Source organism: Pelatocladus sp. BLCC-F211 (assembly GCF_041928655.1).
Taxonomy (GTDB): Bacteria; Cyanobacteriota; Cyanobacteriia; order Cyanobacteriales; family Nostocaceae; genus Pelatocladus.
In genome coordinates, this window is the sequence record NZ_JBHFLM010000096.1 from 1 (window position 1) to 26,022 (window position 26,022).

Here is a 26,022-nt window from a genome sequence, read left to right on the forward strand (position 1 = left end):
GCTTACAAAACTTTTGAACTCAATCCCTACTACTATCCATGGTAAGTAATTTAAATTTTCCAAATCAAAATAAGGGAGTTTTAATCATGTCTGACGAAAATTTTACATCTAATTTGTTTAGTGAAGTAGCAGAAGAACAACAGCAGCTAGTTGCTGGTGGTAAGAGCATTAATGATTATCTCAGTACTTACTTTAATGCAGATACAACTGCTTTTGCTTTTGCAGCAGCATCTGGTCCTGGTGGTAGTGTGGTAACTCAAGAATTTGCTGAACAAGAGATCAATACCAGTGCTAACAAGAGTTTCCAACTCAATCCCTACTACTATAAATGGTAAGTAATTCAAATTTTCAAAATCAAAAAAAGGGAGTTTTAATCATGTCTCACGAAGTTTTTGCATCTGATTTGTTTAATGAAGTAGCAGAAGAACAACAGCAGCTAGTTGCTGGTGGTAAAAGTATTAATGATTATCTCAGCACTTACTTTAATGCAGATACAACTGCTTTTGCTTTCAGTGCAGCATCTGGCCCTAAAGGTAGTGTGGTAACTCAAGAATTTGCTGAACAAGAAATTAATACCAGCGCTAACAAGAGTTTCCAACTCAATCCCTACTACTATTATCCATACTAAGTAATTGAAAAGTTGAGTACCTCATTTGGCTTGGCTACTCAACTTTCAACACAACTATATAAACCTGAGTAAGGAGTCTTTAATAATGTCTAATGAATTGTTTACTGAAGTGTGCGAAGAGCAACAGCAATTGGTCGCTGGTGGTAAGAGTATTTACGACTACATGAACACTAACTACTATCAGAATTTAACTGCTTTTAACTTTGCAATTGGTTCTGGCCCGAATGGTAGTTATGTGAACCAACAATTTGCTTCTCTAGAGATAGACACCAGTGCTTACAAGGATTTCTATCTCGATTCTTATGATCCATACATAGCATATTAATGTAGTTGAATCAGACAATTAATTGGTTCAACTAATTAAAAACGGTGATATTGAGTCAGAATTAATCATCCTTTCAATTCTGCTTATATCCAACCTCACCTCTCTCCTTGCTAAGAAGAGGGCGTGAGGTTAAATAGGAATTATAAGTGTTCATGCGAACTTGAGATGATAGCTGACTATTGATGAAAACCAAAAATTTGCGTGATACTTATACTTTTTTCAACTGTCTATGCAGACATAGCAAAGAGGTGAAAAGGTGTCTACAGATAGAGAACTAACCAAGTCCGAACTTTTTGTAGATTTGTCTGAACAGGAGCAGGAAATTGCAACAGGAGGGCGTTCATCTTCACTATTTGATTTTTTTGTCAAAAGGACAAACATTGTGACTTTTGCAAATTATGAAAATAATTTTTCAGATGGTGTACACAACATTACATCTAAGCAACAAACTGGCTATTCATTATCAGAGCTTACCTTTGGCTTTAGTTTTGGTAAAAGTGGACGTAAGTATGGTTTAAGTGGCTTGGAAGTCTTACGAAGATTGATTTTTTATCTGTTCGCTTAATTAGTTGTTGATCGCCATTCTTAACTCACTTTATTAATAGTAACAAGTAACAAGCAAGCAGATTGATTAAACCTTTAGGTTCTCAATCTTTTGGGTGGATTTCAGATGAAATACAAGTTTGTTAAACAGCATAGTGAAGAAGATTGTGGAGCTGCTTGTCTAGCTACCATTTCTAAGCATTATGGACGTAATTTTACTCTCAATCACATCCGTGAAGCTGTAGGTACTGGACAGTTTGGAACTACTTTATTAGGATTAAAGCGGGGCGCAGAAGCACTTGGCTTTAATGCTCGTCCAGTGAAAACTTCGCCAGAACTTTTAAACCGAATGAAAGAAGCGCCTCTACCAGCAATTATTCACTGGCAGGGAAATCATTGGGTTGTTTTGTATGGCAAGCAAGGTCAAAAATGTGTAATTGCTGATCCAGCAGTAGGCATCCGTTATGTGTCTAAAAAGGATGTCGCAGATAATTGGACAGATTGGCTGATGTTGTTATTGCAGCCAGATCAAACTCGCTTTTTTTCCCAAGAAGACGATAAAATTAGTGGTTTTTGGCGTTTTTTAAGACGTGTTTGGGCTTTTCGCGGCATACTGGCGCAAGCGTTACCTTTAAACTTAATTTTGGGACTGCTATCTTTAGCCTCACCATTTTTGCTCCAAATTTTGACTGATGATGTGTTGGTGAGAGGAGATACAAAATTGCTCACGACTGTTGCTATTGCTGTGGTTGTGATGCATTTTGTTTCTACTAGTCTTTCATTTGTCCAGTCTAATTTAATTGCTCATTTTGCCCAGCGTTTGCAATTAGGTTTAGTGTTAGAATTTGGGCGACAAATTTTGCGCTTACCTCTTTCTTACTATGAAGCTCGTAGAAGTGGAGAAATTATTAGTCGTTTACGAGATATAGATCAGATTAATCAATTAGTAGCTCAAGTTATTGTTGGTTTACCTAGCCAATTTTTTATTGCTATTATTTCTTTTGGTTTCATGCTATTTTATAGCTGGAAGCTGACGACGGTGGCTGTAGTAATCGCTCTAGCGATGAGTATTTCGACTGTTATATTTCAGCCGACTTTACGAAATAAAACTCGTGAGCTATTAGTTCAAGAAGCAGAAAATCAAGGCGTTTTAGTAGAAACTTTTAAAGGCGCGCTCACCCTCAAAACTACTACTGCATCACCACAATTTTGGGATGAATTTCAAAGCCGATTTAGTCGTCTGACAACCCTGACTTTAAATACCATTCAAATTGCAATTATCAATAGTACATTCTCAGGTTTTGTCGCTGCTATTGGCGGTGTGGTTTTATTGTGGTTTGGTGGTAATTTAGTGATTCAACCACAGGAACATCTTAGTATTGGGCAATTATTAGCTTTTAATGCTATGAATGCTAATTTCCTGGGTTTAATTGGTAGTGTCATTGGTTTTGTAGATGAATATACTCGCGCAAAAACTGCTGTTCAACGTCTAACGGAAGTTATCGATGCAACTCCAGAAGATGATAAAGATGCGAAAAAGCAGTTTGCCAAGATACCTGAAGATGCTGACATTATTTGTACTAATGTCAACTTTCATTATGCTGGTCGGATGGATTTATTAGAAGATTTTTCGTTAACAATTCCAGGTGGTAAAGTAATTGCTTTTATTGGTAAATCTGGATGTGGTAAAAGTACTCTTGCTAAATTAATTGCAGGTTTATACCCATTACAATCTGGAAATATTCGTATTGGATTATATAATTTAAATGACCTTGCTCTTGATTGTCTACGTCATCAGATAGTTTTAGTTCCTCAAGATGCCCATTTTTGGAGTCGTTCTATTGTTGAAAATTTCCGTTTAGGATCACCTCATGTTACATTTGAGCAGATTGTTAGATGTTGTCAAATAGCAGAAGCGGATGAATTTATCAGCAAACTTCCTGAGACATATCAAACTGTTTTAGGAGAATTTGGCGCAAATATTTCTGGTGGTCAACGGCAAAGATTAGCAATAGCACGTGCTATTGTTAATGATCCACCAATCTTAATTTTGGATGAGTCTACTGCTGGACTAGATCCTGTCAGTGAAGCACAAGTTTTAGAGCAATTATTTCAGCATCGTCGAGGAAAAACAACAATTTTGATTAGCCATCGTCCGCGAGTTATTAGTCGTGCTGATTGGATTGTGTTTTTAGAACAAGGTAGGTTAAAACTACAAGGTTCTGTAGAAGAATTAAGTTCTCTCCCAGGAGAACATTTAGATTTTTTAACTCCTTGAATTGGTTATTGGTTAGTAGTTAGTGGTTAGTGGTTGGTGGTTAATCACTAACTAATAAATTTTTTTAATAACTATCTACAACTAAACACTAAGTAAGATAAGTATCAAAAATTATGCTCTATACTCATAATCAAAAATTTCTTCCTTCGGTTAATATCGATGAGTTTCTACCACCGATTAGTCGTTGGACAACTTTGGCTGGGGTATTTTTGGTTGTCAATTTTGGTACAGCGATCGCTCTGGCTTCATACATTAAATACAATGTCAGTGTCAAGACTTCTGCAACTGTACGTCCTACAGGAGATGTGCGGATCGTACAACCAGAAATAGAAGGAACAGTTAAAGGTATTTTTGTTAAGGAAAATCAAATAGTTAAACAAGGAGATATCATCGCGAAACTTGATGATATGGAACTAAATATCAAAAATAGTCAGTTACAAAACAGTATTGAAGAAGGTAAATTACAATTAGCTCAAATCCAAGCTCAAATTCAAGCTTTAGATATTCAAATTGATGCTGAAAAAGAAGTTATCGCTAGAACAATTATTTCTGCTAAAGCAGATTTAGAGCATAATAAACGAGATTATCGAAATGAGCAAGTTAAAACTCAAAGCGAATTACTATCAGCAGAAGCAAATCTACAAAAAGCTCAGGCGAGTTTAAAAAAAGCCAATGCTGATTTGAAATTTGCCAACCAGGATCGAGAGCGCTATAAAGAATTAGCACAGTATGGAGCAATTGGAAAACGTGATTATGAGCAGAGAAAATTAGCTGTTGAGCAAGCACAATTAGAAGTAGAAGCTGAAAAAAGAGCCATAGATATAGCTAAAGCAACTCTTCAAACAGCGAAAGCTGCTCTTAATCCTAGTGAAGCAACTGTGGAAATTGCTCAGGAACGAATCGCGCAAGAAAAGGCGAAAGGTCAATCTAGTATTGCTGGTTTCATCCGAGAAAAAAACAGTTTAATTCAACGACAAATTGAACTTTTAAATCAAACTAAACAATATCAACAGGAACTACAAAAAAATATAATTCAAATGCAAAGTAGTGTCATTCGCGCTACTAGCGATGGCGTGATTCTCAAGCTGAATTTACGCAATCCTGGTCAGGTGGTACGTCCCTCAGAACCTGTTGCAGAGATTGTCCCACATCACGCACCTTTAATCGTGAAAGCCATAATTCCTGCGGCTGAAATTAAAAAGGTGGAAATCGGTCAAAAAGTGCAGATGCGAGTTGATGCTTGTCCATATCCTGATTATGGTACTCTCCAAGGTGTTGTGACTGCTATTTCTCCAGATACCATCGCACCTGCAAATAATTCAGATGCTCCCGCAGCAACTAGTACAAGTCCTGCTGCTGGATCTTTTGAAGCAATGATTCAACCTGAAAGTTACAGTTTTGGAAATCAGGAACATACCTGTAATCTACAAGTTGGAATGAATGCTTCTGCTGATATTATTTCTAAACAAGAAACGGCTCTCCAATTCTTATTGAGAAAGACTAGGTTAATCACTGATTTATAAGTTTCATCCTCTCGTGAATGACAAGGATCTCTCGTTATTGCTTAATTACTATTGAGCAATAACTTTTGTATTAATTCAATATTAAATTATCTATGAAATGCAGTTTTAGGTAATAGATACAGCGCTTTTGGACAAAAATATTGTCTAATTTAAGCAATTTATTTATGTAAAAAATAGCATATGCTATTTAATATTCCTAGATGTAGTTAGTAAAACTCTAATAACCCTATGTGCTGTGAATTACCAATTTGCTGTACAAATTTTAATTTTGATTTTCTACATGACGACACTAATTATTTTAGTGAAAAATTATTATACAACTCAACAAGCGTTGCAGTGGTGGTCTTGTAGACAATCACTAAAAATGTTTTTAGAAGCAGAGAAAATTCGCGATGGTCTATTACAGGAATCTTTTACTATTCGCCGCAGTCTAGAACTATTACCAGAAGGTAATTTAGATTTATCAGCAAATCAAATTCAAGAACTTTTAAAAAAAATTGATCATTTTCATCAATCTCTAGCGCAATTGAGCGATCGCTTGTTTCCAGTATATGTTCAAGATAATTTGCCTTTAGCAATTCAGTATCTATTAGAACCATGGTTTCGCTCTCATTCTCATATATATTTTCATCTTGATATGCCTAATTCCTGGCGACATGAATCAGTAGATCGTAGCCTAATTATTTTAAAAACTATAGAAGAGTTGCTTAGAATTAGTTTACCTGATGTTTTGACACAAATTTCTATTTATATATGTCTACAACAACAGGCTAATGTCGGTAAGCTAATATTACAAATTACCTATCCTGATATTTCTACTGTCGTATTTTACAAAAATTTACCAGAGCGAGAATTTATTTGTAAAACTTTTGGATTTTTAACATCAGGCAAATGTTTTTGTTCTAGTAATAACCTCAGTGTGGTTTGCTACTTATATTGGTAAATAAATATTACTTGATTTCGTTTATACTAGTATTAGGCATATTTAAATGAATTAAAATTTACCATCTTTAATATATGATATAAATTCTTTTCTTCCGTAGGCTAAAAATAATACGTATATAAAATTAAGGTCAAAATATACACAAAGTTTGATCAGTATAAATCTTTTAACTCTTCGTAGAGATGTGATAAACATCCCATCTCTACTTATTTTTAACTTCCCGGTTAGCCTTAATAGTTATTTTCTCAATTGTTGAGGTGTGAATTATGAAACAAGCGTTAACAAAACAAGCATTACTAAAAATTTTAGTAATCGATGACCATGAATCAGTATTGGGTGGAACTATAGAAGTGTTACGAAAAAAATATGTAGATGCTGAGTTTTTGACAGCTGTCACAGCTCAAGAAGCACTTTCTCAAGTAGCGAATCTGCAACCTGATCTAGTAGTTATGGATCTTTCTTTACCAGAGAGTCCAGGAAAAATGGCGCGACCAGATACAGGTGTAAAATTACTCAGAAACTTAATGAAAAACCATATAAATTTAAATATCGTAGTCCAAAGCGCTCATGTAAGAACATTAGTCCGAATCAGACCTGATATTGATATTCATAAAGGAGGTTTTACAGTCGCAGATAAAAGTCTTTCTAGCCAAGAAATGTTAACTAGAGTAGATTGGGCATTACAGGGATTAACTCATACAAAAGATATTAAAGGTGTTCATTACGGATTAGAAGTAAAACCAGAATGGTTAAGAGTGCTAACTCTCGCATTTGAAGAAGGATTAACAGATAAAGCGATCGCAGAGCGAATGTGTGTTGGCGAACGCATGGTACGTCATTATTGGAGCAAGCTGCAAGATGCTTTAGATGTTTATCCTGAAGATGGAAAAAATATGCGAATTCAAACAGAAATGCGAGCCAGAGAAGAAGGACTAATTGATTAATTGGGGAATGGGTAACGGGGATTGGGGATCAACAATAAACAATAAACAATAAACAAGAAAAAATAAATAAATGCAGGCTGAACTGTGGAGAATCATTAAAGAGCAAATAATTATTTGGCGTGTAGGCCTATTACCAGGAATGACAGTCATAGCACTGGTAATAATTACTCGTTTTAGTGGTTATATGCAGTCTCTAGAGTGGTTAGCCTTTGATAATTTTCTACGTATACGTCCTGCTGAACCGATTGACGAACGTATTGTGATTGTCGGAATTAATGAAGAAGATATCCATAGTGTTGGAACATATCCCATAACAGATAAAGAAATAGCAGCACTACTAAGAAAACTAAATTCTCTTGCGCCTAGAGTCATTGGTCTTGATATAGTCAAAGATTTACCTGTTGAACCTGGACATGCTGAACTCGTTAGTGCATTTAAGGATATTAAAAATTTATTTGCTATTGAAAAAGTATTACCAGAAAAAATTGCTCCTCCGCCAACATTACCGTCAGAACAAGTTTGTTTTGCAGACCAAATTATTGATGCTGATGGTAAATTACGACGTAGTTTATTAGGAACACCAACAGATCAAGAATACAAGTTTTCTTTGTCTGTTTGTTTAGCAAAAACTTACTTAGCTAAGGAAGGTTATAGTCTAGAGAATGGTATTCGTGATCCTGAAGCTATGAGGTTCGGAAATATTGAACTACCCCGGTTTTTGCCTAATTCTGGGGGATATGTCAGAACTGATGCTGGTGGAGTACAGATACTACTCAATTTTCGCAGTGGTTCAAAAAGATTTAGAATTTTATCTCTGAATGATATTAAAAACGGAAGATATCAGCCGCGGTGGATACGCGATCGCATTGCAATTATTGGTGTAACTGCTCCTAGTGTCAAAGACTTCATCACTACTTCTGCTGTCACATCCATAGAACCTGCTGAGGGACGCATTTATGGAGTGGAACTTCAAGCACATACAAGTTCTGCAATCATTAGTGCTGTGCTAGATTCTAGACCACTTTTGCATACTTGGACAGACTGCTGGGAATATGCATGGATCATAAGCTGGGGGATTTTAGGAATTGCTTTTGCTAGACTTACCAAGTCCCCATGGCGAAATCTTGTCGCTGTTGTGATTGCTAGCACCATTTTAACAGTTGTTAGTTATTTACTTTTGTTGCTTTGGGGTTTGTGGGTTCCACTAATACCAGCAATTCTCGTTTTAAATTTGAATGGTTTTACAATGACGGCTTTATATCAATATGATCAAGCATTGCGTTCTCGAATCGAAGCCCGTCAAGCCCTAATAGAACGTACTTTTGAAACAATTCATAACGGCCCATTGCAAACCCTAGCTAAAGCATTGAAAAGAATTCGCGAACATGATTTATCGCCAGAAGAATTACTACCAATACTTGAAAAAGATTTAGAAAAATTAAACTATGAATTACGGGGAATATATGAATTTTTACAAAGAGAACCTCTAACTCAAGATAGAAGTCTTTATTTAGGAAAAGGTTTATTGTTAAATTTACAAGACCCTATTCATACAGTTCTCTATCAAGTTTATGACCATACATTACAGCGAGAATTTTCCTGCTTTAATACACTTAGGATAAAAATAGTAACATTTGATCCTATTGATGATTATCACTTAAGTATTGACCAAAAACGTGGACTCTGTAGATTTTTAGAAGAAGCTTTGTGTAATGTTGGTAAGCACGCCACAGGTGTAACTCGCTTAGACGTAAGTTGTACCCAAAACGAAGGGTGGTACACTTTGAAAATTGTCGATGATGGCTTAGGTAGCATTTCTTCTAAAGAAGGTCGGGGAACACAACAGTTTAGAGATTTAGCTAGACAGCTCAAAGGAAAATTTACGCGATCACCTCTTTCTCCTCGCGGTACTCTTTGTGAATTATCTTGGCCTGTACCAAAATTAGGTTTTTGGTAGATGTTTTTATTCTTAATAAAAACATTTTTTATGTATTTTTCTGCAATATAAATGGCTCAAATCTGAAATGAATTTAGTCATTTATTAGTAATACAATTAAAGGGGATTCTGTAGCGTGGTTAACAAAATACATCTCTCGTAAGTACTGGTAATAGGTAATGAGGTATAACCAATTGCTAATCTTCTATGGTTAATGGCAATTAATCATTAGCAATTACCAATTACTAACCAGCTACGATCTACCAATTAGTATATTTTTTTTTAGTGCAATGCCAAGAGGGAAAAATAATGACTCACATACAGTGGCTCTTGCACAAAGTTTTTAATCTTAAGATTTTAACAATTTGTGCTTTGACCATTCCCTTCTCATTTAACCAGGTAACTTTAGCTGCATATAAACCCCCCCCAGATCAAAAACCACCAAGTGGTTATACAGAATCATCGGGAACTAGGGGAACATGCAAAGCTAGTGATGCTGATTCTATAACCCTGCTTGCTCCTGTTACACACATTGGACAAACCACTTCAACCCATCCTACTTTCGCTTGGTTTGTACCTCATCACCAACAAATCCCGCTAGAATTTTCTATTTATGAGTTAAGCAGTAACGAGCAACCGAAACTAACTTATAAATCTCGATTACAAAGTTCACCAGGGATTATGAAACTATCTGTCCCAGAAAATTTGCCTGGTTTAGTCTTAGGTAAAAATTATATATGGCAGGTAGAAATTTTATGTGATTTTAACCATCCTTCACGCAATTTACTTGCGACAGCAGACATTGCTATTGTACCCATACCAGCCAGTTTGCAAGATGCACTCCATCGAAAACGCGATCGCACCCAAAGAGCTAGCCTCTATGCTGAAGCCGGGATGTGGTACGATGCCTTGGGTGAAGCTTTAGCTAACAGTAGTAATGGCCAGTTGGGAAAACTGGCAGTCAATTTATTAAAAGACCTAGCTAACTTAGAAAAGTCACCACAAATTAAAGATGTATATCTAATTGCTTTAGAAAAACATGAGTGAACTACCCACAGTTGGCTTCGCCTGAACTGTGGGCTTCTGTACTCACAGGCGAGTGCCTTATTTGGATTTTGGTTGTTTCCCTGTTCTCTATTCCCTGTTCCCTATCTCTCAATACGGTTCGGATAAGACAAATCTATTGACATTTAAACCCCGTAGAGACGTTGTACTGCAACGTCTCTACATGACCAAATTATGACGAAAAATTCTTAACCAAACCGTATTGCTCTATCTCTACGAATGAATTTAATTTTATTCAGCTACTGATAGCGTTTTTTTCACTACAACCAATTGCCTAGAAGAATAAAAGGCGCCCAATAATAAGGATGAGCATATTTTTTCCCTAAAGCAATCAGGTCTTGCTGGGCTTTCTGCAAAGCTTCTGCTTTACTGAAACCGTATTGATACCAGTATTGATAAAATTTTGTGACTAAAATCTCTGTAGCTGCATCATCGATTGACCACAGAGAAGCAAAAGTACTTCTCACACCTGCGGAGACTGCCATACTAGCTAGACCCAAGTTAGTATTATCATTCCCACGGGCAGTTTCACAAGCAGTTAATAACAATAAATCAACTGTACTTATACCTTGTGAGACATCTTGAATGATACGATACAAGTCTCTAATGGTAAGCTTTTCGTTGTTACCGATGATCAGAAATGTATCTTCGGGAGCAATACCAAATTCAGCATGAGTAGCAATATGAACTATTGGATAAACACTGCGGTGGAGTTCTGCTTGCAAGCGATCGTGTGTAAAATTCTGATCTAATAACTGTTTGCTACCTGGTATCAACATCAAAACCTGTTTGATTTCTTGCTTGATATTACTCAAAGCTTTATATATGCGGCCATCCACCTTTGCATCTTGAGTCAACCCCACAGCTAATGCTCTGAATTTTTCAGATTTGAGTTTGAATGGATCTGTCAAACTTAAACTAAGGGTAGATGCAATCGCATATTTTTGAATTAGAAAATTATTACCGTCATTTAGTGCTGCCATTGGTACACTACGGAGAAAATTGTCTGGAATAAAAACTAGTGTTTTAACTTGTAGTGACTCTAAATCAACAGCAAAAGGACGAATAATCAAATCATATAGCTTTTGTGCCTGGCTGCGATGATAAAGGATGTCACTACGTCTCTCTAGCCCAAGGCGAAATTTGTTGATTTCATCTTTGAAGCTTTGACGATCAAGTTTAATCCATTCTAATTTGGTTTCACCATTAGGAAGATAAACTACAATCGCGGTACGGTCTTCTAATACTATTGACCAAAATACAGCCGTAATTGTCTTAACACTTAGTAAATCGGCTTTGGCTTGATGAAGTGTGATTGCAACATCATCTTTGCGGAAATAATTTCGGATTTCTGCTAGTTTCAGAGCATCAAGGCTAGTGATTACAGAATAAAGATGACTTGATTCACCCTCATCATCTTCTAGAGTTAACTTCAGTGCGATCAACTCGTGATAAATCCATTCCAAAGTATCATAAGGGTCTAGCTGTAAGTCTGGATGAGTAACAACTATCTGAGTGTAGATATTTTCGAGAGTAGACACAGCTTGTTCATAAGCTGCGATCGCTTCCCTTGGTCGATTTTGTGATTTTAAAATTCTTCCTGTTTGCCAATACCATAAATACAAACTATCTTGAGCATTCGGTTTTATTTGTGCAGCTTGTTGTGCTTGTTGCGTCAATTTTAGTGCTTGCTCATAGTCGTGCTTACACTCATAGATATGACCGAGATGACCAAAAGCAAAAGATAAAGCACGATAGTTTGGCAAATTTTGAGCAATTGATATAGCTTGATTGAGTAAATCAATCGCTTGTGATTCTCGGTAATTAGCTGGACATTTGGCAAAATCCAAATTTTGTTCAGATGGTAAATATTGCAATACTTCAGACAAATTAATAGCTGCATAAGCTTTAGCATCGGAAATTGGTAAACGTTCTAACAACCATAAAACTAGTTGTAATTTTGCCGTTACTAATTGTGATTTGCCAAGCCGATTGGCAGGTGGAATCGAATCGATTAATAAGTTAATCTCGTTAATCTTATCTTTGTATGTTCGAGAAATGTTTGAACTATCCTGGAAAGCCGCTAAAGCTTTTAAATCAAATTGCTGTGCTTGCTTTTGAAAATCTTGAGCTTCATTATTATCATCTGTATTCAAAGCTGTTTTGGCATATTTATAATTTTTTTGAGCCAAATTTATATAAGTAATTCCCAATTGATTTAAAGCAGCAGTTTGATATGCTACATTATGACTATCCTGAGCAAGTTTAATGCTAAAATTTAAATCGCTAATCGCTTTGTAATAGTTACCTGCAATTCGATGAGCTTCACCTCTAACACGTAAAGCAGCAGACTCTAAACCATCATCATTGTAACTATGAGCAATTTGTAAGGCAATTTCAGAAAGCATCCTCGCCTTATTAGGTTTACCCAAGCTATTATATGCTTGCGCTTGTTCGATGATAATTAGTCCAACCTTTGACCAGTCGTTAATTTGACGATAGTAGGCGATCGCTTTTTTCGACTCACCTATTTCGTGATATACCCTTACCAAATTCTCGACAATGGTTGTATTTGCAGCTATTTGTCGATGTGCGATCGCACCTTGCACATTTCTGGCTTCATATCTTTTCCAAGCTTGTTCTAGTAGCTGACTAAAATCACTAGCTGGAGCGAGAAAGTCCTGATTGTATTCATTTTTAACTATTGTTTGTACCGGGATTGCTTCGCTAAATATTCTTACCCATGACGGAAAATATTTTATGCACAAGCCACAGGCAAAAATGCATATAAATAAAAACTGCAATAAGCGTCGGATATTTGATACCCGATGTCTGCTTAACATAAGGCAATTTTAGTCGTAAATCTTAACAAGTTATTTGAGCTAACGTGCCAATTAATTTACTTATTGCTCCAAAAAGACTATTTTTTAAATCTAACGTCTGTTTCCAAAGAAAAATCGCTGATTTATAAATATTATGTAAATAAACTACTATCAAATGTAAATTATTTGTATTTATTTAGCAGTTTGCGATCGCTCTGGAGAAATTGATGAAGAGATTTTTGCTTTCGATGATGATTGGAGCAACAGCACTCACACTTATTAGTTGCAGCACTGTCACTACTAACCAGTATGAAGCCACAGCGTTAACTACTTACACGTGGCAAGTTAAATATGCATACGATCTCGCTAATGAACCATCACCACGCTTTGAAACCTTTGCCACAGCTTCTTTGCTAAATCGTAATGGGATTAAGCCTCCTGGAGCAGTGATCGGCCCTGATGACAAGGGTTTATGGTGGCCTACTTTACCACCACGACCTTCAGTGTCAGAAGTAGAACAACGAAAAAAACCTCAAGAACAAGCAAGTACACCCGAAATCTTAAAAGCTGTAGAGTATAAGCTCACGTATACAGTAGATTCTCAACAAAAAACTTTACCCACAAACTACGAAGTTTATCGGCAAGTAGTTAAAGCATACCCATCAAATACTCCTCTCCAGCTAACTTTGGGTGTAGATAATAACTCTGTCGAGAAAGCTGAAGTCGCTAAGTAAAATTCCTAGTTTCTCCCATGTCCCCCGTGTCCCTTATCCTCCTTCGGTGGTGTAGCGATATCCCTAACCTCTTAATATCAAGCAAATTAAAGCCTAATTTGATACTATTAGCTGGTTCGTTTATCTGCACAATTCCATCTATTTGAATTGTGCGATCGCCAGGTAAAGAAAGCTGGATTTTTTCTGGTCGTAAACTTACAGTTTCACCATCCACACTCAAATCAAAGTATTTGATTTTGCTACGAACAAAATCTGAGGTCAAGGCGTGGTTAATATCTGCTTTTTATTGTTGACCAATCGAATTATAAACCACGTCTACTTTGAGAACTGTAGTTTTGTAGGTTGGGTTACACTCCGTTCCACCCAACCTACATAATGTCCTTTTTGAAAAACTCCTCTTTTCAAGATGGACGAGGTTTAAATAGGCATTAGATAATATCAATCAAGATTTAAATGCAACACGCTTGGTGTTAACGATAATTGTAGGCTGGGTTGACAAACAAAACCCAACCTACGCAAAATCAAGTTTTTAACTGCTCTGTATTGAGAGCGATCGCTTACCAAATTTACCAAGCGATCCTCCTCATCCAAACTTCAAGCTACCCCATGTTGCTTAAATCTGATAGGTTTGTAGTAAGCAATGCGCGTGCTTACTACAAACTCTCTAAGACTTACAGGAAATATTGGCATATCCAGAACGAAACGATCGCACACTTTCCGCTTCTGGGTTGTATTGATGTCGCCAGCTACAGCCCATATCATTGCTGAGGACATGAATTGAGATAGACGGTGCAAATTGTGTGGTAGTTTTTACTGTATGAATGTCATTGTCAGGAGGCAAAAGCTGATAGATGCTACCTGCTTTGAGTTGCTGTACTGCTACTACTTCTAATTGAGCATGTCCGGGGATATTCCCTTGATCTACACGTCGGTAAACCGTTTTCTCTTGTTTGCCTTTATACAAACCAACCAACCCCCAACTTTGATGATCGTAAATCGGTGTAGAAGATCCGGGGGGAATAACTAAACTAAAAATAGTCAAAGAACGGTCTTGAGAGCGATACAGTAACCATTGACCGATGCCACCACCTATATTACTGTCAAGATTGGGTTGAGCAAAATTGCTTGGTAGCCAACCCTCTGTTTTTAGCAATTCTGAAAAATAAGGTTCCAAGGTGCGGAGTATATCTGCGTGTTCTGCTGTGTGCAAGCTGATTTCACGAGCGATCGCAACGAATTGTAGCAATTCTGGACTATCGATAAACCATTGATCTGCTGTCGATGCTTCTAGAGGGGTAGTGTAAATCATAAGAAGTAATAAACGAAATCATACGAAAGAAGCGAGAATGCCCTATTCTGGGTAACTAACAAACCCCCTGTTACCTCATCTATCAATATACTACTATATACTACTATTTTTATAAAAAACGGTAAATCGATAGATAATTGAGTTTTTCTCATCTATAGAGAATATTTCCATCGGTAGCGATCAAAATCAAGTGCTTTTGTTTTTGTTGAGCAAAATACGTCAGACTATTAAATTAATTCAAGTCCTATTCAAGCACTCAATTGAAGAAAATGAGGAGATTACAAATCAATGTTAATGCGTAAATGGTATAAATGGAGTCTATTGCTATTGGCTACTCTTCCCTTGATTTTGTCAATGAGTGCTTGTACTAGCAGATCAAGAGGTAGTACTAGCCGCTTAGATACAATCAAAAATCGTGGCAAGCTGATTTGTGGTGTTAGTGGACAATTACCAGGATTTAGCTATGTCAAAGCCAATGGCGAATATGCAGGATTAGATGTAGATATTTGTCGAGCGATCGCAGCTGCTATTTTTAATGACCCGAAAAAAGTTGAATTTCGCAACTTAAACGCCAAAGAACGCTTTACTGCTGTGCAAACTGGCGAAGTAGATATTCTTAGCCGTAACACCAGTTGGACTATCAGCCGTGACACCTCTGTAGGTTTAGAGTTTGCACCAGTAGTGTTTTATGATGGTCAAGGCATCATGGTACGTAAAAATAGCAACATTAAAAAGCTGGAGGATCTCAAGGGTAAATCCATCTGTACTCAAACTGGAACTACCAATGAACAGAACCTCAGCGACCAAATGCGACAGAGAGGAATTACTTACAAACCACTGGTTTTTGAAGATGTAAATACTACTTATAGCACTTATGAACAAGGTCGCTGTGAAGCTATCACTTCCGACCGTTCGCAGCTAGTTTCTCGGCGTAGCGCCTTCTCAAAACCTGATGACCATGTGGTGTTGGATGTAGTACTTTCTAAAGAGCCTTTAACACCCGCAGTCGCTAATGGAGATTCTAAATGGTTCGATGTTGTTAAATGGACTGTGTATGGTTTGATAAATGCAGAAGAATTAGGTGTGAGTTCGCAAAATGTTAATCAATTAACTAATAGTAGTAATCCAGAAATCAAACGGCTTTTAGGAACAGAAGGAGATTTAGGAAAAGGCGCTGGTCTTTCAAATGATTTTGTCGTCAGAATTATTAAAACTGTGGGAAATTATGGTGAAATTTACGAGCGTAATTTAGGTAAAAATTCAGATTTAAAACTAGATAGAGGTTTAAACAGACTTTGGAATAAAGGTGGAATTATGTACGCTCCGCCATTTAGATAATTTCAAAATTCTAGAAATCTGTGGATTGACCTTACAAAATCAATCCAAAATCCAAAATCTATAGACGCACGAAGTGCGGCTACTCCACAGAGTAATCTAAAATCCAAAATTAAATGACTCCTATTTGGTTTAATCGTAAGTTTTGGGCTATTGTTGCTCAACTCAGTGCTGTTTTTATTGCAGTTGCGATCGCACTCATATTATGGATAAACCTGACAGATAATTTGCAGCAACTTGGTATTCAATTGGGGTTTGATTTTCTCAATTCTCAAGCTTCTTTTGATATTGGTGAAACTCCCATTGCTTATCAAGCTTCTGACCCCTATCGTCGGGCTTTATTAGTAGGTTTAATCAATTCTGTGCGAGTGATCATCTTTGGGGTTATCCTGGCTACAGTTATTGGTATCATCGTCGGTGTTGCACGACTATCTGATAATTGGTTAGTGCGGAGACTGGCTTTAATTTATGTAGAAGTTCTGCGTAACACACCTTTACTTTTACAATTGTTCTTCTGGTATTTTGCAGTATTTTTAAGCTTGCCACAAGCAGAAAAGACAATTTCGCTTTTGGGATTAATTGAAATTAGTAATCGGGGAGTTTCCTTTCCTTTCGGGATTCAATTTTCTCCTGAATTATCAACATTAGCTCTTGGCTTGACTTTGTACACCGGATCTTTTATTGCGGAAATTATTAGAGCCGGAATTTTATCAGTATCAAAAGGACAATGGGAAGCCGCAAAAGCATTGGGTTTGAAATCAGGATTAGTCTTGCGTTTAGTTATTTTTCCCCAAGCTTTGCGGTTAATTATTCCACCATTAACAAGTCAATATCTGAATTTAGCCAAGAACTCAAGTTTAGCGATCGCGATTGGTTATCCTGATATTTACTTTGTAGCTTCCACCACTTTTAATCAAACTGGTCGAGCTGTGGAAGTGATGTTGCTAATCATGATTACCTATTTAACCATAAGTTTAGTTATCTCATTCATGATGAATTTGCTCAATCAGACTGTGCAATTCAAGGAAAGATAAGCAAATGTCAAATCAAAATATTCGGAAATGGCTCAAAAAGAATCTTTTTAATACCTGGTACAATAGTATATTGACTCTAGTTTGTGTTTGGTTGCTAATTTATGCAATTACAAATATCTTTAACTGGATACTTAACCAAGCACAATGGTCAGTCATTCAAGCTAATTTACCGTTATTTTTAGTAGGTCGTTATCCTGCGGAACTTTACTGGCGACTATGGTTAGTACTGGCTATTATTTTAAGTCTTTCAATAGTCTCATTGGCAGTTTTTACACAGCGTTTTGCTAGTCGTTGGAATGCGATTTTACCTATAGCATGGGCGCTATCTTTTCCAGTAGTATTGTGGTTAATTAGTGGTGGTTTAGGGCTACAGCCTGTAGATACTAATTTATGGAATGGTTTACTATTGACTCTGGTAACTGCTGTGATCAGTATCGTGATTTCTTTCCCTTTAGGTGTTCTTTTAGCATTGGGGCGTCAGAGTAAATTATTTGTCATCAGAAATTTTTCGATTCTTTATATCGAAATTGTGCGCGGATTACCATTGATTGGCATTTTATTTTTAGCTCAGGTGATGCTACCCTTATTTTTACCAATAGAATTCCGTTTAGATCGAGTCGTCAGAGGTATTGCAGGTTTAACTCTTTTTAGTGCTGCCTATTTAGCAGAAAATGTGCGTGGGGGATTACAATCAATTCCAAGTGGACAATATGAAGCAGCTAGAGCCTTGGGGTTGAATACTGTTTTTATGATGTTATTCATTATTTTACCACAAGCTTTACGAGCAGTAATTCCGGCTTTGGTTGGGCAATTTATAGGTTTATTTAAAGATACTTCCTTATTATCAATTGTGGGATTATTAGAATTAACTGGTATTTCCCGTTCGATTTTGGCACAACCACAGTATCTGAATCGTTATGCAGAAGTTTATTTATTTATTGGTTTGCTTTATTGGGTATTTTGTTATGCAATGTCCTTAGCTTCGCAGCGATTAGAAAAGCAATTGGGGATTGGGAAAAGGTAAAATGAATATACAACAGCCGATTATTATTGCCCAAGATGTACATAAATGGTATGGCAAATTCCATGTTTTACAGGGTGCTAGTCTGACGGTAAACCGGGGAGAAGTTGTGGTGATTATGGGCCCTTCTGGTTCCGGTAAATCAACTTTTATTCGTACTTTTAACGCCCTAGAAGATTATCAACAAGGACGCATAGAAATAGACGGAATTGCTTTAACGGATGATTTACGCAATATTGAAGCAATTCGACGAGAAGTAGGGATGGTGTTTCAGCAGTTCAACTTATTTCCACATTTAACAGTACTGCAAAATATAACCTTAGCGCCAATTTGGGTACGGAAGCGATCGCGCATCAAAGCCGAAGAACTAGCAATGCAATTATTAGAACGAGTCGGAATTTTAGAACAAGCGCAGAAATACCCAGGACAACTTTCGGGGGGACAACAACAACGAGTAGCGATCGCCCGTGCTTTAGCAATGCAACCCAAGGTTATGCTATTTGATGAACCAACATCTGCACTTGATCCAGAGATGGTACGTGAAGTTTTGGATGTGATCAAAACTTTGGCTGCGGATGGAATGACGATGGTAGTTGTCACCCACGAAGTCGGGTTTGCAAGGGAAGTAGCCGACCGAGTTATTCTCATGGATGGGGGTGTAATTGTAGAAGTCGCTACACCCGCAGAATTTTTTCAAAATCCGCAGCAGGAACGTACCCGCAAGTTTTTGTCTCAGATTCTTTAAAAGGAATCGCGGATTTTCCTAACGCAGACGCACTCGCGTTCGGGAATTAATTTAGAATACGATTCAGTTAAGGTTTTTGGTACAAAAAATGGTCTTAGAGTAGAGACCGTAAATTTACGGTCTCTAAGCGTATTGACCCATAATCCATCTGTTACCGTGAACATTCAGAAACATATCTAATGGCTTAGTACAGTTTTGCTTAAAATCGTAGCTTTTTAAACGCAGAGGCACGCGGAGGGAAGCGCGGAGGTTCGCAGAGTTTTTTTGCATAGAATTCGCTACGAATTTGTGAAATATTGTACTTAGGACGGAAAAATAGCTACTGCCGTACTAGCTTCTTGCATCTTTCTATCTGCTGGCTTGGATGAGGTGCGCTTAGTCTTTGTTGCCAAAATTATAGACAAAAGCTTAGGGAAGGCAATGCAAATTACAGTACTAATCAAAGTCAGGAGCAAACCATCTATTGCACCCATATAGAAATCTCCTTTTTCATTTTGTATCTGTTTACTCTATTGTTAAACTAAATTTCTCAGATTGATAGAGTATATTGTTTTGAATTTCTTTTGGTTAACATAAGCTATTTTTAATTTTAATTTTTATTGAGATTTTAACTCTATCTCAAGGTATTGTAGAAGGCGATAAGATAGTGTAAATTTGAAGCGTCCGTATTTTTTAGTATTTCACAAATTTAAAAAAAAAGCAATATTAAACTTTAAATTTTAAGTTAGGCATTAAACTAGATAGTATTCCTAAATTATTTGCTGAACAACAAGATCCCCGATTTCTTAAAGAAGCCGGGGATCTTGATATTTCAATATTTACAAGTCAGAGAGGATTGTTATAGATAAAATTAAATGATTAACATAGATTTTACTGAAGATGATGTTTTGAGTAATAAATATAATTTTTGAGAAATCAAGCACAGATTTAGCTAATACCCCAATCACCAATCACCAATTAACAATTAACAATTAACAATTAACAATCACTTCAGTTTGGTGAACATCTTCCACAGAAACGAGGACTAAATTTACACGATGGACCACCTGTGATTGCATAAGAAGTACAAAAAGGAAAGCTAGTAAGTTTCTGTTGAGTTTTTCTTGGGGTAGAAGCTTTCTGCAATAGTCTAATAGGTTTGATTTTTGGAGCGGTAATGATACTTAAAAGCCGGGGAAATGTTAGGCAGACAATGGTGCTAATTAGAGTCAGCAATATAGCATCTATGCGAGCCATAGGTAATCACCTCTTCCTTTTTGATGGGGTTTGGATAATAGGCGTCTATTGTTTTTAGTTAGTAAAAAGACTTATTTCAACCAACTAAAAACCAAAGTTGGTATTGCTTTTTGTTTATCTTAATTCATTATACTATAGATTTTTTTATATATCTACATCAAATCCTCAAAAATTTTTCAGACAGAATCAATAGTGTCTGTTCAGATTGGGTATCTTATGCTGATTGCAGCATAAGCTGGAAAAATAAACTCTTGATTACTTAATCTATAGTGTTATGCCAAAAACTCTTGTAGAAAATGCTTTTCTTGCCAATATCACTGCACAAGAACGCCAAGTGACTAAGGATTTACCAGATTATTATGGCGTGGAGTCATTACCAGAAATTTGGCCTTTAGCGGCACAAAGATTTGGTAATATTGTTGCCCTTCGTGATCCTCATGCTAAACCAGAATTAGTGTTCACATATACTCAACTAAACCAGCAAATTCAACAGTTTGCAGTTGGATTACAGGCGTTGGGGGTACAAGGAGGCGATCGCATTTCTCTGATTGCTGACAATAGTCCCCGTTGGTTTATTGCTGATCAGGGAATTATGACGGCTGGTGCGGTGGATGCGGTGCGGAGTTCCCAAGCCGAAACAGAAGAATTACTCTTCATTTTGACTAATAGCGGCAGCACAGCGCTCGTAGTGGAAGATGTAAAAACACTTAACAAACTACGCTCTCGCCTGCATGATTTGCCAATTCAATTTGTGATTGTACTCAGCAACGAAGCATTACCAGAAGCCGAAACCCCCAAGCTGTATACATTCAACCAGTTGCTAGAAATTGCTGCGAAGCATTCCTTGCAGCCAGTAAAACGCAACCCTAATGATCTGGCTACCCTGATTTATACCTCTGGAACAACAGGTAAACCAAAGGGTGTAATGCTGACTCATCGTAATTTGATGCATCAAATCCTAGCTTTACCAGCAGTTGTCCAACCCCAACCCGGAGATACTGTTTTGAGTATTCTTCCCACGTGGCACAGCTATGAGCGTAGTTGCGAATATTTCCTACTTTCAGTTGGTTGTACTCAAGTTTATACCAACCTCCGCTCCATCAAGCGAGATTTGAAGGAATATAAACCTCATTATATGGTAGCTGTACCGCGTCTTTTAGAATCTATTTATGAAGGAGCGCAAAAACAGTTCCGTGAACAACCAGCTTCTCGCCAACGGTTGATTAACTTCTTTTTTGGCATAGGCGAGAAGTATATTAAAGCACGGCGGACTTTCACGGGATTGAATTTACAGAATCTTAATCCTGGCATAAGCGATCGCTTAACAGCTCGTTTACAAGTTACCGCTTTATCGCCTTTGTATAGCTTGGGAGAAAAACTAGTTTATAGCAAAGTCAGGGAAGCAACTGGCGGACGAGTCAAACAGATGATTAGCGGTGGTGGTGCGCTTCCCAAGCATGTAGATGACTTTTTTGAAATTCTTGGTGTCGAGATTTTGGTGGGCTATGGCTTGACAGAAACTTCCCCTGTCACCCATGCACGGCGTTACTGGCGGAATTTACGCGGTGCAGCTGGTCAACCTATACCAGGTACAGAAACAAAAATAGTCGATCCAGAGACTAAAAAAGAGCTATCAACGGGAGAACGGGGTTTAGTATTACTGCGGGGGCCACAAATTATGCAAGGTTATTACCAAAATCCCGAAGCCACAGCCAAAGCCATTGATCCAGAAGGTTGGTTTGATAGCGGTGATTTAGGTTGGTTAACACCAGAAAATGACTTAGTTCTGACCGGACGAGCCAAAGATACGATTGTATTAACGAATGGGGAAAATATCGAACCGCTACCGATAGAGGATGCTTGTTTGCGATCGCCCTACATCGATCAGATTATGCTGGTTGGGCAAGATTGTAAATCTCTGGGTGCTTTAATTGTTCCTAATTTGGAAGCTTTAGAAAAATGGGCAATTTCTCAAAACCTCCAACTAGATATAAAGGATGAAAATGTTACTTCGCCTACCAGTCAAAAAATAAACCTGGAGAGTAAAATAATCCAGGATTTATTTCGGCAAGAACTAAATCGGGAAGTGCAAAACCGTCCAGGTTACAGACCAGACGATCGCATCGGCCCGTTCAAGCTGATTCTTGAGCCATTTTCCATCGAAAATGGCATGATGACCCAAACTCTGAAAATCAAGCGGCATGTCGTGATGCAGCATTATCACGATATTATTAACGGAATGTTTGCCTCATAAGTCCACTGCAAACTATCAAAAAACGTGAACTCTTTTATGGATGTCTCCAAACCTCAACTGCTTTTAAAGCGCGTCGTCAACATTAAAGCCATTGTCACTCCCTTGTGGAAAGAGGAAGTGCAACAGCAACTGCAAGCGCAAATTAATCAAATTGACCAGCAATTGCAACAGTTGGACATCCAAGGGCAACGGGCAGTAGCAGAAGTACAAAAGCAAAATCTGCAACCGCCCGGTCCCCAAGCCCTCCAACAAATTGAGAGCATTCAATACCAGGTCAACCAAAAGAAAAGCGAACTGCTAGAGCAAAAAAATCAAAGTCTGCAAAATCTCCAGCAAGTGCAGCTTTTAGAGTTAGACCAAGAAGTCAATCAATTTCAAATGGAAGGCTTTTTCCGTGTTGAACCAGGGGATAACTTAATTAGCAAAATGCAGGTCGAAGTTGTACTACGCGATGGTGTTGTAGAAGAAATTCGCGGCGACGTCTAACTCGATTCTAAATCAGTTAACAGTTAACAGTAAGCAAACAAACCTGATAACTGATAACTGATAACTGATAACTGATAACTGATTCCTGTAAACTCCTTACACCACACTTGCTTCCTCCTCACTGCTTGCTCCTCGCTGATCGCTACTGTCATCTAAGCGTATCTACTGGCAAATTACTTTGACCAAATTTTGTTGACCCTGGTTTGAGAAACATTTCTCTTGGGAACCAGCCCAAACAATTTGCCACAGAGGAGGAGAGCTAGCCAACAGCGATCGCCCGAAGCTGGTCAATTCAACTCGGTACTTGACACTGCCGACTTCTGTGTTACCAGAATCATCAGTTTCGACGATTGTTACCAACGCCTGGTTCGGTTGCGGGTAATATACCTCTACCTTGCGCCTTCCTTGTTCTGCTTCACTGTTATCAAAAGCATCAAGAGCCAGAGCAGCCGGATCAGTACCTTGAAGAACAGACTTAATCGTGTCTAAAGGTATGGTTTTATACTCAGCTCGTTCAGGATTAGTCACAATCTCCTGAGCAGCAGCTACGGCGGCAGAATGCTGCTGTGGTTTAGTGCTATTGGTGATCAGTGCATTTTGCTGGCGATTGTTTAGATACACTCCAGCAATTGCAGTGGCGAAGATACTTAGTATCAAAATTACCAAAATCTTCAACTTTGCCGACATAAAAAGTTAAAAAGTACTTTCAAACAGTTTATCTATCACTTTTGCATTTTAGATTGAAGGATTACTCTATTTCCTCTTACTTTTGAGTAATTATTCTGATGTAAGCAGCCGTGATAAGAAATACAAATTAATAGACTCGCAGGTAATAGAATAGTTCCTCACGTCGGTCGTCAAGATACAATTCGATCTGGCATTAATTTTGTTAAAGTCTATAATTTATCGATTTGCCAAACCCCATTATGAGCATTTACGAAGTATTCATGCCCGCGCTTAGTTCCACTATGACCGAAGGAAAAATTGTCTCCTGGGTCAAATCTCCGGGCGACAAAGTGGAAAAAGGCGAAACAGTGGTGGTTGTCGAGTCGGATAAGGCAGATATGGATGTGGAATCCTTCTATGAAGGATATCTGGCCAACATCATTGTGCAAGCTGGTGAAACTGCACCAGTAGGAGCTGCGATCGCCCTGTTAGCAGAAACTGAAGCCGAAATTGAAACAGCCAAGTCTCAAGCTCAAGGCAGCGTCACTGCAAAACCTGAAATGACTGCTACTACTGCTTCCACAAAAACCGCAGATCCAGCCGCTTCCTTAACACCTGTCTTGGCGACTCAAAACGGCTCCAACCATCGCTCTGGGCGAGTTGTAGCTTCACCCCGCGCCCGCAAACTGGCCAAAGAACTCAAAGTTGATTTGAATAATATCTCTGGTAGTGGTCCCCACGGTCGTATTGTTGCTGAAGATGTAGAAGCAATAGTCGGTAAAGCTAGCCCCCAACCTGCGGTGGCGGCTCCCATGACCCCACCAGCAGTTGTAGCACCAGTAGCAACCGCACCAACTACAAAACCAACATCGGTTCCCACACCAGCAGTTGCCGCAGTTCCGGGTCAAGTAGTGCCTTTGACTACCTTACAAAGTGCCGTGGCACGCAATATGGTTGCTAGCTTATCAGTGCCAGTGATCCATGTAGGTTACACAATTACTACTGACGCCCTCGACAAGTTATATAAACAAATTAAATCAAAGGGTGTGACGATGACTGCACTGCTGGCAAAAGCCGTAGCCGTGACACTGCAAAAACACCCACTAATCAATGCCAATTACTCAGACCAAGGTATTGTCTATCCTGCTAGTATCAATGTAGCTGTCGCCGTAGCTATGGATGATGGCGGATTGATCACACCAGTGTTGCAAAACGCTGATCAGATGGATATTTATTCTTTATCCCGCACTTGGAAGTCTTTGGTAGAAAGAGCAAGAGTCAAAAAGCTGCAACCAGAAGAATACAGCACCGGCACATTTACACTCTCAAACTTAGGAATGTTTGGCGTCGATAGATTTGATGCAATTTTACCGCCCGGACAAGGTTCAATATTAGCGATCGGTGCATCTCGCCCACAAGTCGTGGCTACAGCAGATGGGATGTTTGGCGTGAAACAACAAATGCAGGTAAATATGACTAGTGATCACCGTATGATCTACGGCGCTCATGCTGCGGCGTTCTTACAGGATTTAGCGAAGTTGATTGAGACTAATCCACAATCGTTGACTATGTAAGGACAATTAAACTGAAAATCCGGCATTGCTGATTTCATGTATGAAAATGATTCTGCGTAATGCCAAAATCTTTGTAGAGACGCGATATATCGCGTCTCTACATCCGAATTCATACCACAATTCAGCAACGCCGAAAATCCTGTTTTAATAGCACAATAAAGACTTGGGGTTTTGACTCTCCAAGTCTTTTTTATTCTGAGGTTAGAAATCCGAACTGGACTAATACCAATTTTGGATTTTAGATTACTCTGTCGAGTAGACACTCCCTGTCTACTTGCACGCCTGTCGCTAACGCGCCTACCAAAGGTAGCCGCACTTCGTGCGTCTATGGATTTTGGATTAAAAGCCTAGATTAATAGCCTATCTTATATCTTACACCTGGAAATTTGGATGTCAATTCCGTAACTAAGTGCAAGAGGGCGCATTCGTTCATAGTTTATTATTTATGGGTTTATCTGCTCTCCCTAAATAAACAGCAATATAACTCAATACGGTTCAGTTAAGGCTAAAAACTAAAACTAGCGTAGGTTGGGTTGAGGAACGTAGACGCGCCCTGCGCGGCTTCTCGCAGAGTAACCCAACATTATCAAGGCTTTGTTGGGTTTCGCTTGCACTCAACCC

The 26,022-nt window shown here is 38.1% G+C and carries 22 protein-coding genes; 18 read left to right on the forward strand and 4 right to left on the reverse strand.

Features of this window, described 5'->3' with window-relative positions; genetic code table 11:
* Nucleotides 1–86 precede the first annotated feature (86 nt).
* From ACE1AT_RS11840 to ACE1AT_RS11885, 10 genes are all read left to right on the forward strand, one after another.
* A complete protein-coding gene (locus tag ACE1AT_RS11840; protein WP_374868462.1) occupies nt 87–335 on the forward strand; it encodes a CTB family bacteriocin in 249 nt (82 codons plus the stop codon).
* 41 nt (nt 336–376) lie between these two features.
* Nucleotides 377–628, forward strand: a complete 252-nt coding sequence (locus tag ACE1AT_RS11845; RefSeq protein ID WP_374868464.1) for a CTB family bacteriocin — start codon at nt 377–379, stop codon at nt 626–628.
* Nucleotides 629–713: 85 nt separating this feature from the next.
* Complete coding sequence (locus tag ACE1AT_RS11850; RefSeq protein WP_374868466.1) at nt 714–953, forward strand: CTB family bacteriocin; 240 nt, start codon at nt 714–716, stop codon at nt 951–953.
* A gap of 256 nt (nt 954–1,209) precedes the next feature.
* Complete coding sequence (locus ACE1AT_RS11855; protein WP_374868468.1) at nt 1,210–1,518, forward strand: hypothetical protein; 309 nt, start codon at nt 1,210–1,212, stop codon at nt 1,516–1,518.
* Between the two features lie 105 nt (nt 1,519–1,623).
* The gene (locus ACE1AT_RS11860) at nt 1,624–3,774 is read left to right on the forward strand and encodes a peptidase domain-containing ABC transporter (protein WP_374868470.1); all 2,151 of its coding nucleotides are present in this window, start codon (nt 1,624–1,626) and stop codon (nt 3,772–3,774) included.
* Between the two features lie 113 nt (nt 3,775–3,887).
* Entirely contained in the window at nt 3,888–5,297 is a 1,410-nt protein-coding gene (locus tag ACE1AT_RS11865; RefSeq protein WP_374868472.1) for an HlyD family secretion protein, read from the forward strand.
* Between the two features lie 280 nt (nt 5,298–5,577).
* A complete protein-coding gene (locus ACE1AT_RS11870; RefSeq protein ID WP_374868474.1) occupies nt 5,578–6,240 on the forward strand; it encodes a hypothetical protein in 663 nt (220 codons plus the stop codon).
* Between the two features lie 266 nt (nt 6,241–6,506).
* Complete coding sequence (locus tag ACE1AT_RS11875) at nt 6,507–7,184, forward strand: response regulator (protein ID WP_374868476.1); 678 nt, start codon at nt 6,507–6,509, stop codon at nt 7,182–7,184.
* 70 nt (nt 7,185–7,254) lie between these two features.
* Entirely contained in the window at nt 7,255–9,141 is a 1,887-nt protein-coding gene (locus ACE1AT_RS11880) for a CHASE2 domain-containing protein (protein WP_374868478.1), read from the forward strand.
* 288 nt (nt 9,142–9,429) lie between these two features.
* Entirely contained in the window at nt 9,430–10,167 is a 738-nt protein-coding gene (locus tag ACE1AT_RS11885; protein ID WP_374868479.1) for a DUF928 domain-containing protein, read from the forward strand.
* Nucleotides 10,168–10,445: 278 nt separating this feature from the next.
* Here ACE1AT_RS11885 and ACE1AT_RS11890 read toward each other — a convergent pair whose 3' ends face one another.
* The gene (locus tag ACE1AT_RS11890; RefSeq protein ID WP_374868480.1) at nt 10,446–13,028 is read right to left on the reverse strand and encodes a CHAT domain-containing protein; all 2,583 of its coding nucleotides are present in this window, start codon (nt 13,026–13,028) and stop codon (nt 10,446–10,448) included.
* 206 nt (nt 13,029–13,234) lie between these two features.
* On the opposite strand from ACE1AT_RS11890, the gene ACE1AT_RS11895 reads away from it, so the two are divergent.
* Complete coding sequence (locus ACE1AT_RS11895) at nt 13,235–13,741, forward strand: hypothetical protein (RefSeq protein WP_374868482.1); 507 nt, start codon at nt 13,235–13,237, stop codon at nt 13,739–13,741.
* On the opposite strand, the gene ACE1AT_RS11900 is transcribed toward ACE1AT_RS11895, so the two are convergent.
* Both ACE1AT_RS11900 and ACE1AT_RS11905 read right to left on the reverse strand, forming a co-directional pair.
* Nucleotides 13,734–14,003, reverse strand: a complete 270-nt coding sequence (locus ACE1AT_RS11900; protein WP_374868484.1) for a hypothetical protein — start codon at nt 14,001–14,003, stop codon at nt 13,734–13,736. The genes ACE1AT_RS11895 and ACE1AT_RS11900 overlap by 8 nt on opposite strands.
* A 402-nt stretch (nt 14,004–14,405) precedes the next feature.
* Nucleotides 14,406–15,050, reverse strand: coding sequence for a hypothetical protein (locus ACE1AT_RS11905; protein ID WP_374868486.1), 645 nt, complete (start codon nt 15,048–15,050; stop codon nt 14,406–14,408).
* Between the two features lie 288 nt (nt 15,051–15,338).
* Between ACE1AT_RS11905 and ACE1AT_RS11910 the strand changes: the two genes are divergently transcribed.
* The 6 genes from ACE1AT_RS11910 to ACE1AT_RS11935 all read left to right on the forward strand — a co-directional run bounded on the left by ACE1AT_RS11910 (nt 15,339) and on the right by ACE1AT_RS11935 (nt 23,161).
* Nucleotides 15,339–16,388 (forward strand): amino acid ABC transporter substrate-binding protein, encoded by a 1,050-nt coding sequence (locus ACE1AT_RS11910; RefSeq protein WP_374868488.1) that lies wholly within the window; start codon nt 15,339–15,341, stop codon nt 16,386–16,388.
* Nucleotides 16,389–16,501: 113 nt separating this feature from the next.
* A complete protein-coding gene (locus ACE1AT_RS11915; protein WP_374868490.1) occupies nt 16,502–17,419 on the forward strand; it encodes an amino acid ABC transporter permease in 918 nt (305 codons plus the stop codon).
* Nucleotides 17,420–17,423: 4 nt separating this feature from the next.
* Nucleotides 17,424–18,443, forward strand: a complete 1,020-nt coding sequence (locus ACE1AT_RS11920) for an amino acid ABC transporter permease (RefSeq protein WP_374868492.1) — start codon at nt 17,424–17,426, stop codon at nt 18,441–18,443.
* Nucleotide 18,444: 1 nt separating this feature from the next.
* Nucleotides 18,445–19,185 carry an amino acid ABC transporter ATP-binding protein gene (locus ACE1AT_RS11925; RefSeq protein WP_374868494.1) on the forward strand — a complete coding sequence of 247 codons (741 nt, stop codon included), beginning with the start codon at nt 18,445–18,447 and terminating at the stop codon, nt 19,183–19,185.
* 1,510 nt (nt 19,186–20,695) lie between these two features.
* Nucleotides 20,696–22,675, forward strand: a complete 1,980-nt coding sequence (locus ACE1AT_RS11930) for an AMP-dependent synthetase/ligase (RefSeq protein ID WP_374868496.1) — start codon at nt 20,696–20,698, stop codon at nt 22,673–22,675.
* Nucleotides 22,676–22,711: 36 nt separating this feature from the next.
* Nucleotides 22,712–23,161 carry a YlqD family protein gene (locus ACE1AT_RS11935; RefSeq protein ID WP_374868498.1) on the forward strand — a complete coding sequence of 150 codons (450 nt, stop codon included), beginning with the start codon at nt 22,712–22,714 and terminating at the stop codon, nt 23,159–23,161.
* Between the two features lie 162 nt (nt 23,162–23,323).
* Here ACE1AT_RS11935 and ACE1AT_RS11940 read toward each other — a convergent pair whose 3' ends face one another.
* Nucleotides 23,324–23,848 (reverse strand): hypothetical protein, encoded by a 525-nt coding sequence (locus tag ACE1AT_RS11940; protein WP_374868500.1) that lies wholly within the window; start codon nt 23,846–23,848, stop codon nt 23,324–23,326.
* Nucleotides 23,849–24,129: 281 nt separating this feature from the next.
* Here ACE1AT_RS11940 and ACE1AT_RS11945 point away from each other — a divergent pair, with 281 nt between their 5' ends.
* Nucleotides 24,130–25,401: a dihydrolipoamide acetyltransferase family protein gene (locus tag ACE1AT_RS11945; protein ID WP_374868502.1), complete on the forward strand. Its 1,272-nt coding sequence runs from the start codon at nt 24,130–24,132 to the stop codon at nt 25,399–25,401.
* Nucleotides 25,402–26,022: the final 621 nt, after the last annotated feature.

What these genes read in the sequence shown, in the direction of transcription:
- ACE1AT_RS11840 (WP_374868462.1), top strand. Translation starts at nt 87, where the DNA reads ATGTCTGACGAAAATTTTACATCTAATTTGTTTAGTGAAGTAGCAGAA.
- ACE1AT_RS11845 (WP_374868464.1), top strand. Translation starts at nt 377, where the DNA reads ATGTCTCACGAAGTTTTTGCATCTGATTTGTTTAATGAAGTAGCAGAA.
- ACE1AT_RS11850 (WP_374868466.1), top strand. Translation starts at nt 714, where the DNA reads ATGTCTAATGAATTGTTTACTGAAGTGTGCGAAGAGCAACAGCAATTG.
- ACE1AT_RS11860 (WP_374868470.1), top strand. Translation starts at nt 1,624, where the DNA reads ATGAAATACAAGTTTGTTAAACAGCATAGTGAAGAAGATTGTGGAGCT.
- ACE1AT_RS11865 (WP_374868472.1), top strand. Translation starts at nt 3,888, where the DNA reads ATGCTCTATACTCATAATCAAAAATTTCTTCCTTCGGTTAATATCGAT.
- ACE1AT_RS11870 (WP_374868474.1), top strand. Translation starts at nt 5,578, where the DNA reads ATGACGACACTAATTATTTTAGTGAAAAATTATTATACAACTCAACAA.
- ACE1AT_RS11875 (WP_374868476.1), top strand. Translation starts at nt 6,507, where the DNA reads ATGAAACAAGCGTTAACAAAACAAGCATTACTAAAAATTTTAGTAATC.
- ACE1AT_RS11880 (WP_374868478.1), top strand. Translation starts at nt 7,255, where the DNA reads ATGCAGGCTGAACTGTGGAGAATCATTAAAGAGCAAATAATTATTTGG.
- ACE1AT_RS11885 (WP_374868479.1), top strand. Translation starts at nt 9,430, where the DNA reads ATGACTCACATACAGTGGCTCTTGCACAAAGTTTTTAATCTTAAGATT.
- ACE1AT_RS11890 (WP_374868480.1), bottom strand. Translation starts at nt 13,028, where the DNA reads ATGTTAAGCAGACATCGGGTATCAAATATCCGACGCTTATTGCAGTTT.
- ACE1AT_RS11895 (WP_374868482.1), top strand. Translation starts at nt 13,235, where the DNA reads ATGAAGAGATTTTTGCTTTCGATGATGATTGGAGCAACAGCACTCACA.
- ACE1AT_RS11905 (WP_374868486.1), bottom strand. Translation starts at nt 15,050, where the DNA reads ATGATTTACACTACCCCTCTAGAAGCATCGACAGCAGATCAATGGTTT.
- ACE1AT_RS11910 (WP_374868488.1), top strand. Translation starts at nt 15,339, where the DNA reads ATGTTAATGCGTAAATGGTATAAATGGAGTCTATTGCTATTGGCTACT.
- ACE1AT_RS11915 (WP_374868490.1), top strand. Translation starts at nt 16,502, where the DNA reads ATGACTCCTATTTGGTTTAATCGTAAGTTTTGGGCTATTGTTGCTCAA.
- ACE1AT_RS11920 (WP_374868492.1), top strand. Translation starts at nt 17,424, where the DNA reads ATGTCAAATCAAAATATTCGGAAATGGCTCAAAAAGAATCTTTTTAAT.
- ACE1AT_RS11925 (WP_374868494.1), top strand. Translation starts at nt 18,445, where the DNA reads ATGAATATACAACAGCCGATTATTATTGCCCAAGATGTACATAAATGG.
- ACE1AT_RS11930 (WP_374868496.1), top strand. Translation starts at nt 20,696, where the DNA reads ATGCCAAAAACTCTTGTAGAAAATGCTTTTCTTGCCAATATCACTGCA.
- ACE1AT_RS11935 (WP_374868498.1), top strand. Translation starts at nt 22,712, where the DNA reads ATGGATGTCTCCAAACCTCAACTGCTTTTAAAGCGCGTCGTCAACATT.
- ACE1AT_RS11940 (WP_374868500.1), bottom strand. Translation starts at nt 23,848, where the DNA reads ATGTCGGCAAAGTTGAAGATTTTGGTAATTTTGATACTAAGTATCTTC.
- ACE1AT_RS11945 (WP_374868502.1), top strand. Translation starts at nt 24,130, where the DNA reads ATGACCGAAGGAAAAATTGTCTCCTGGGTCAAATCTCCGGGCGACAAA.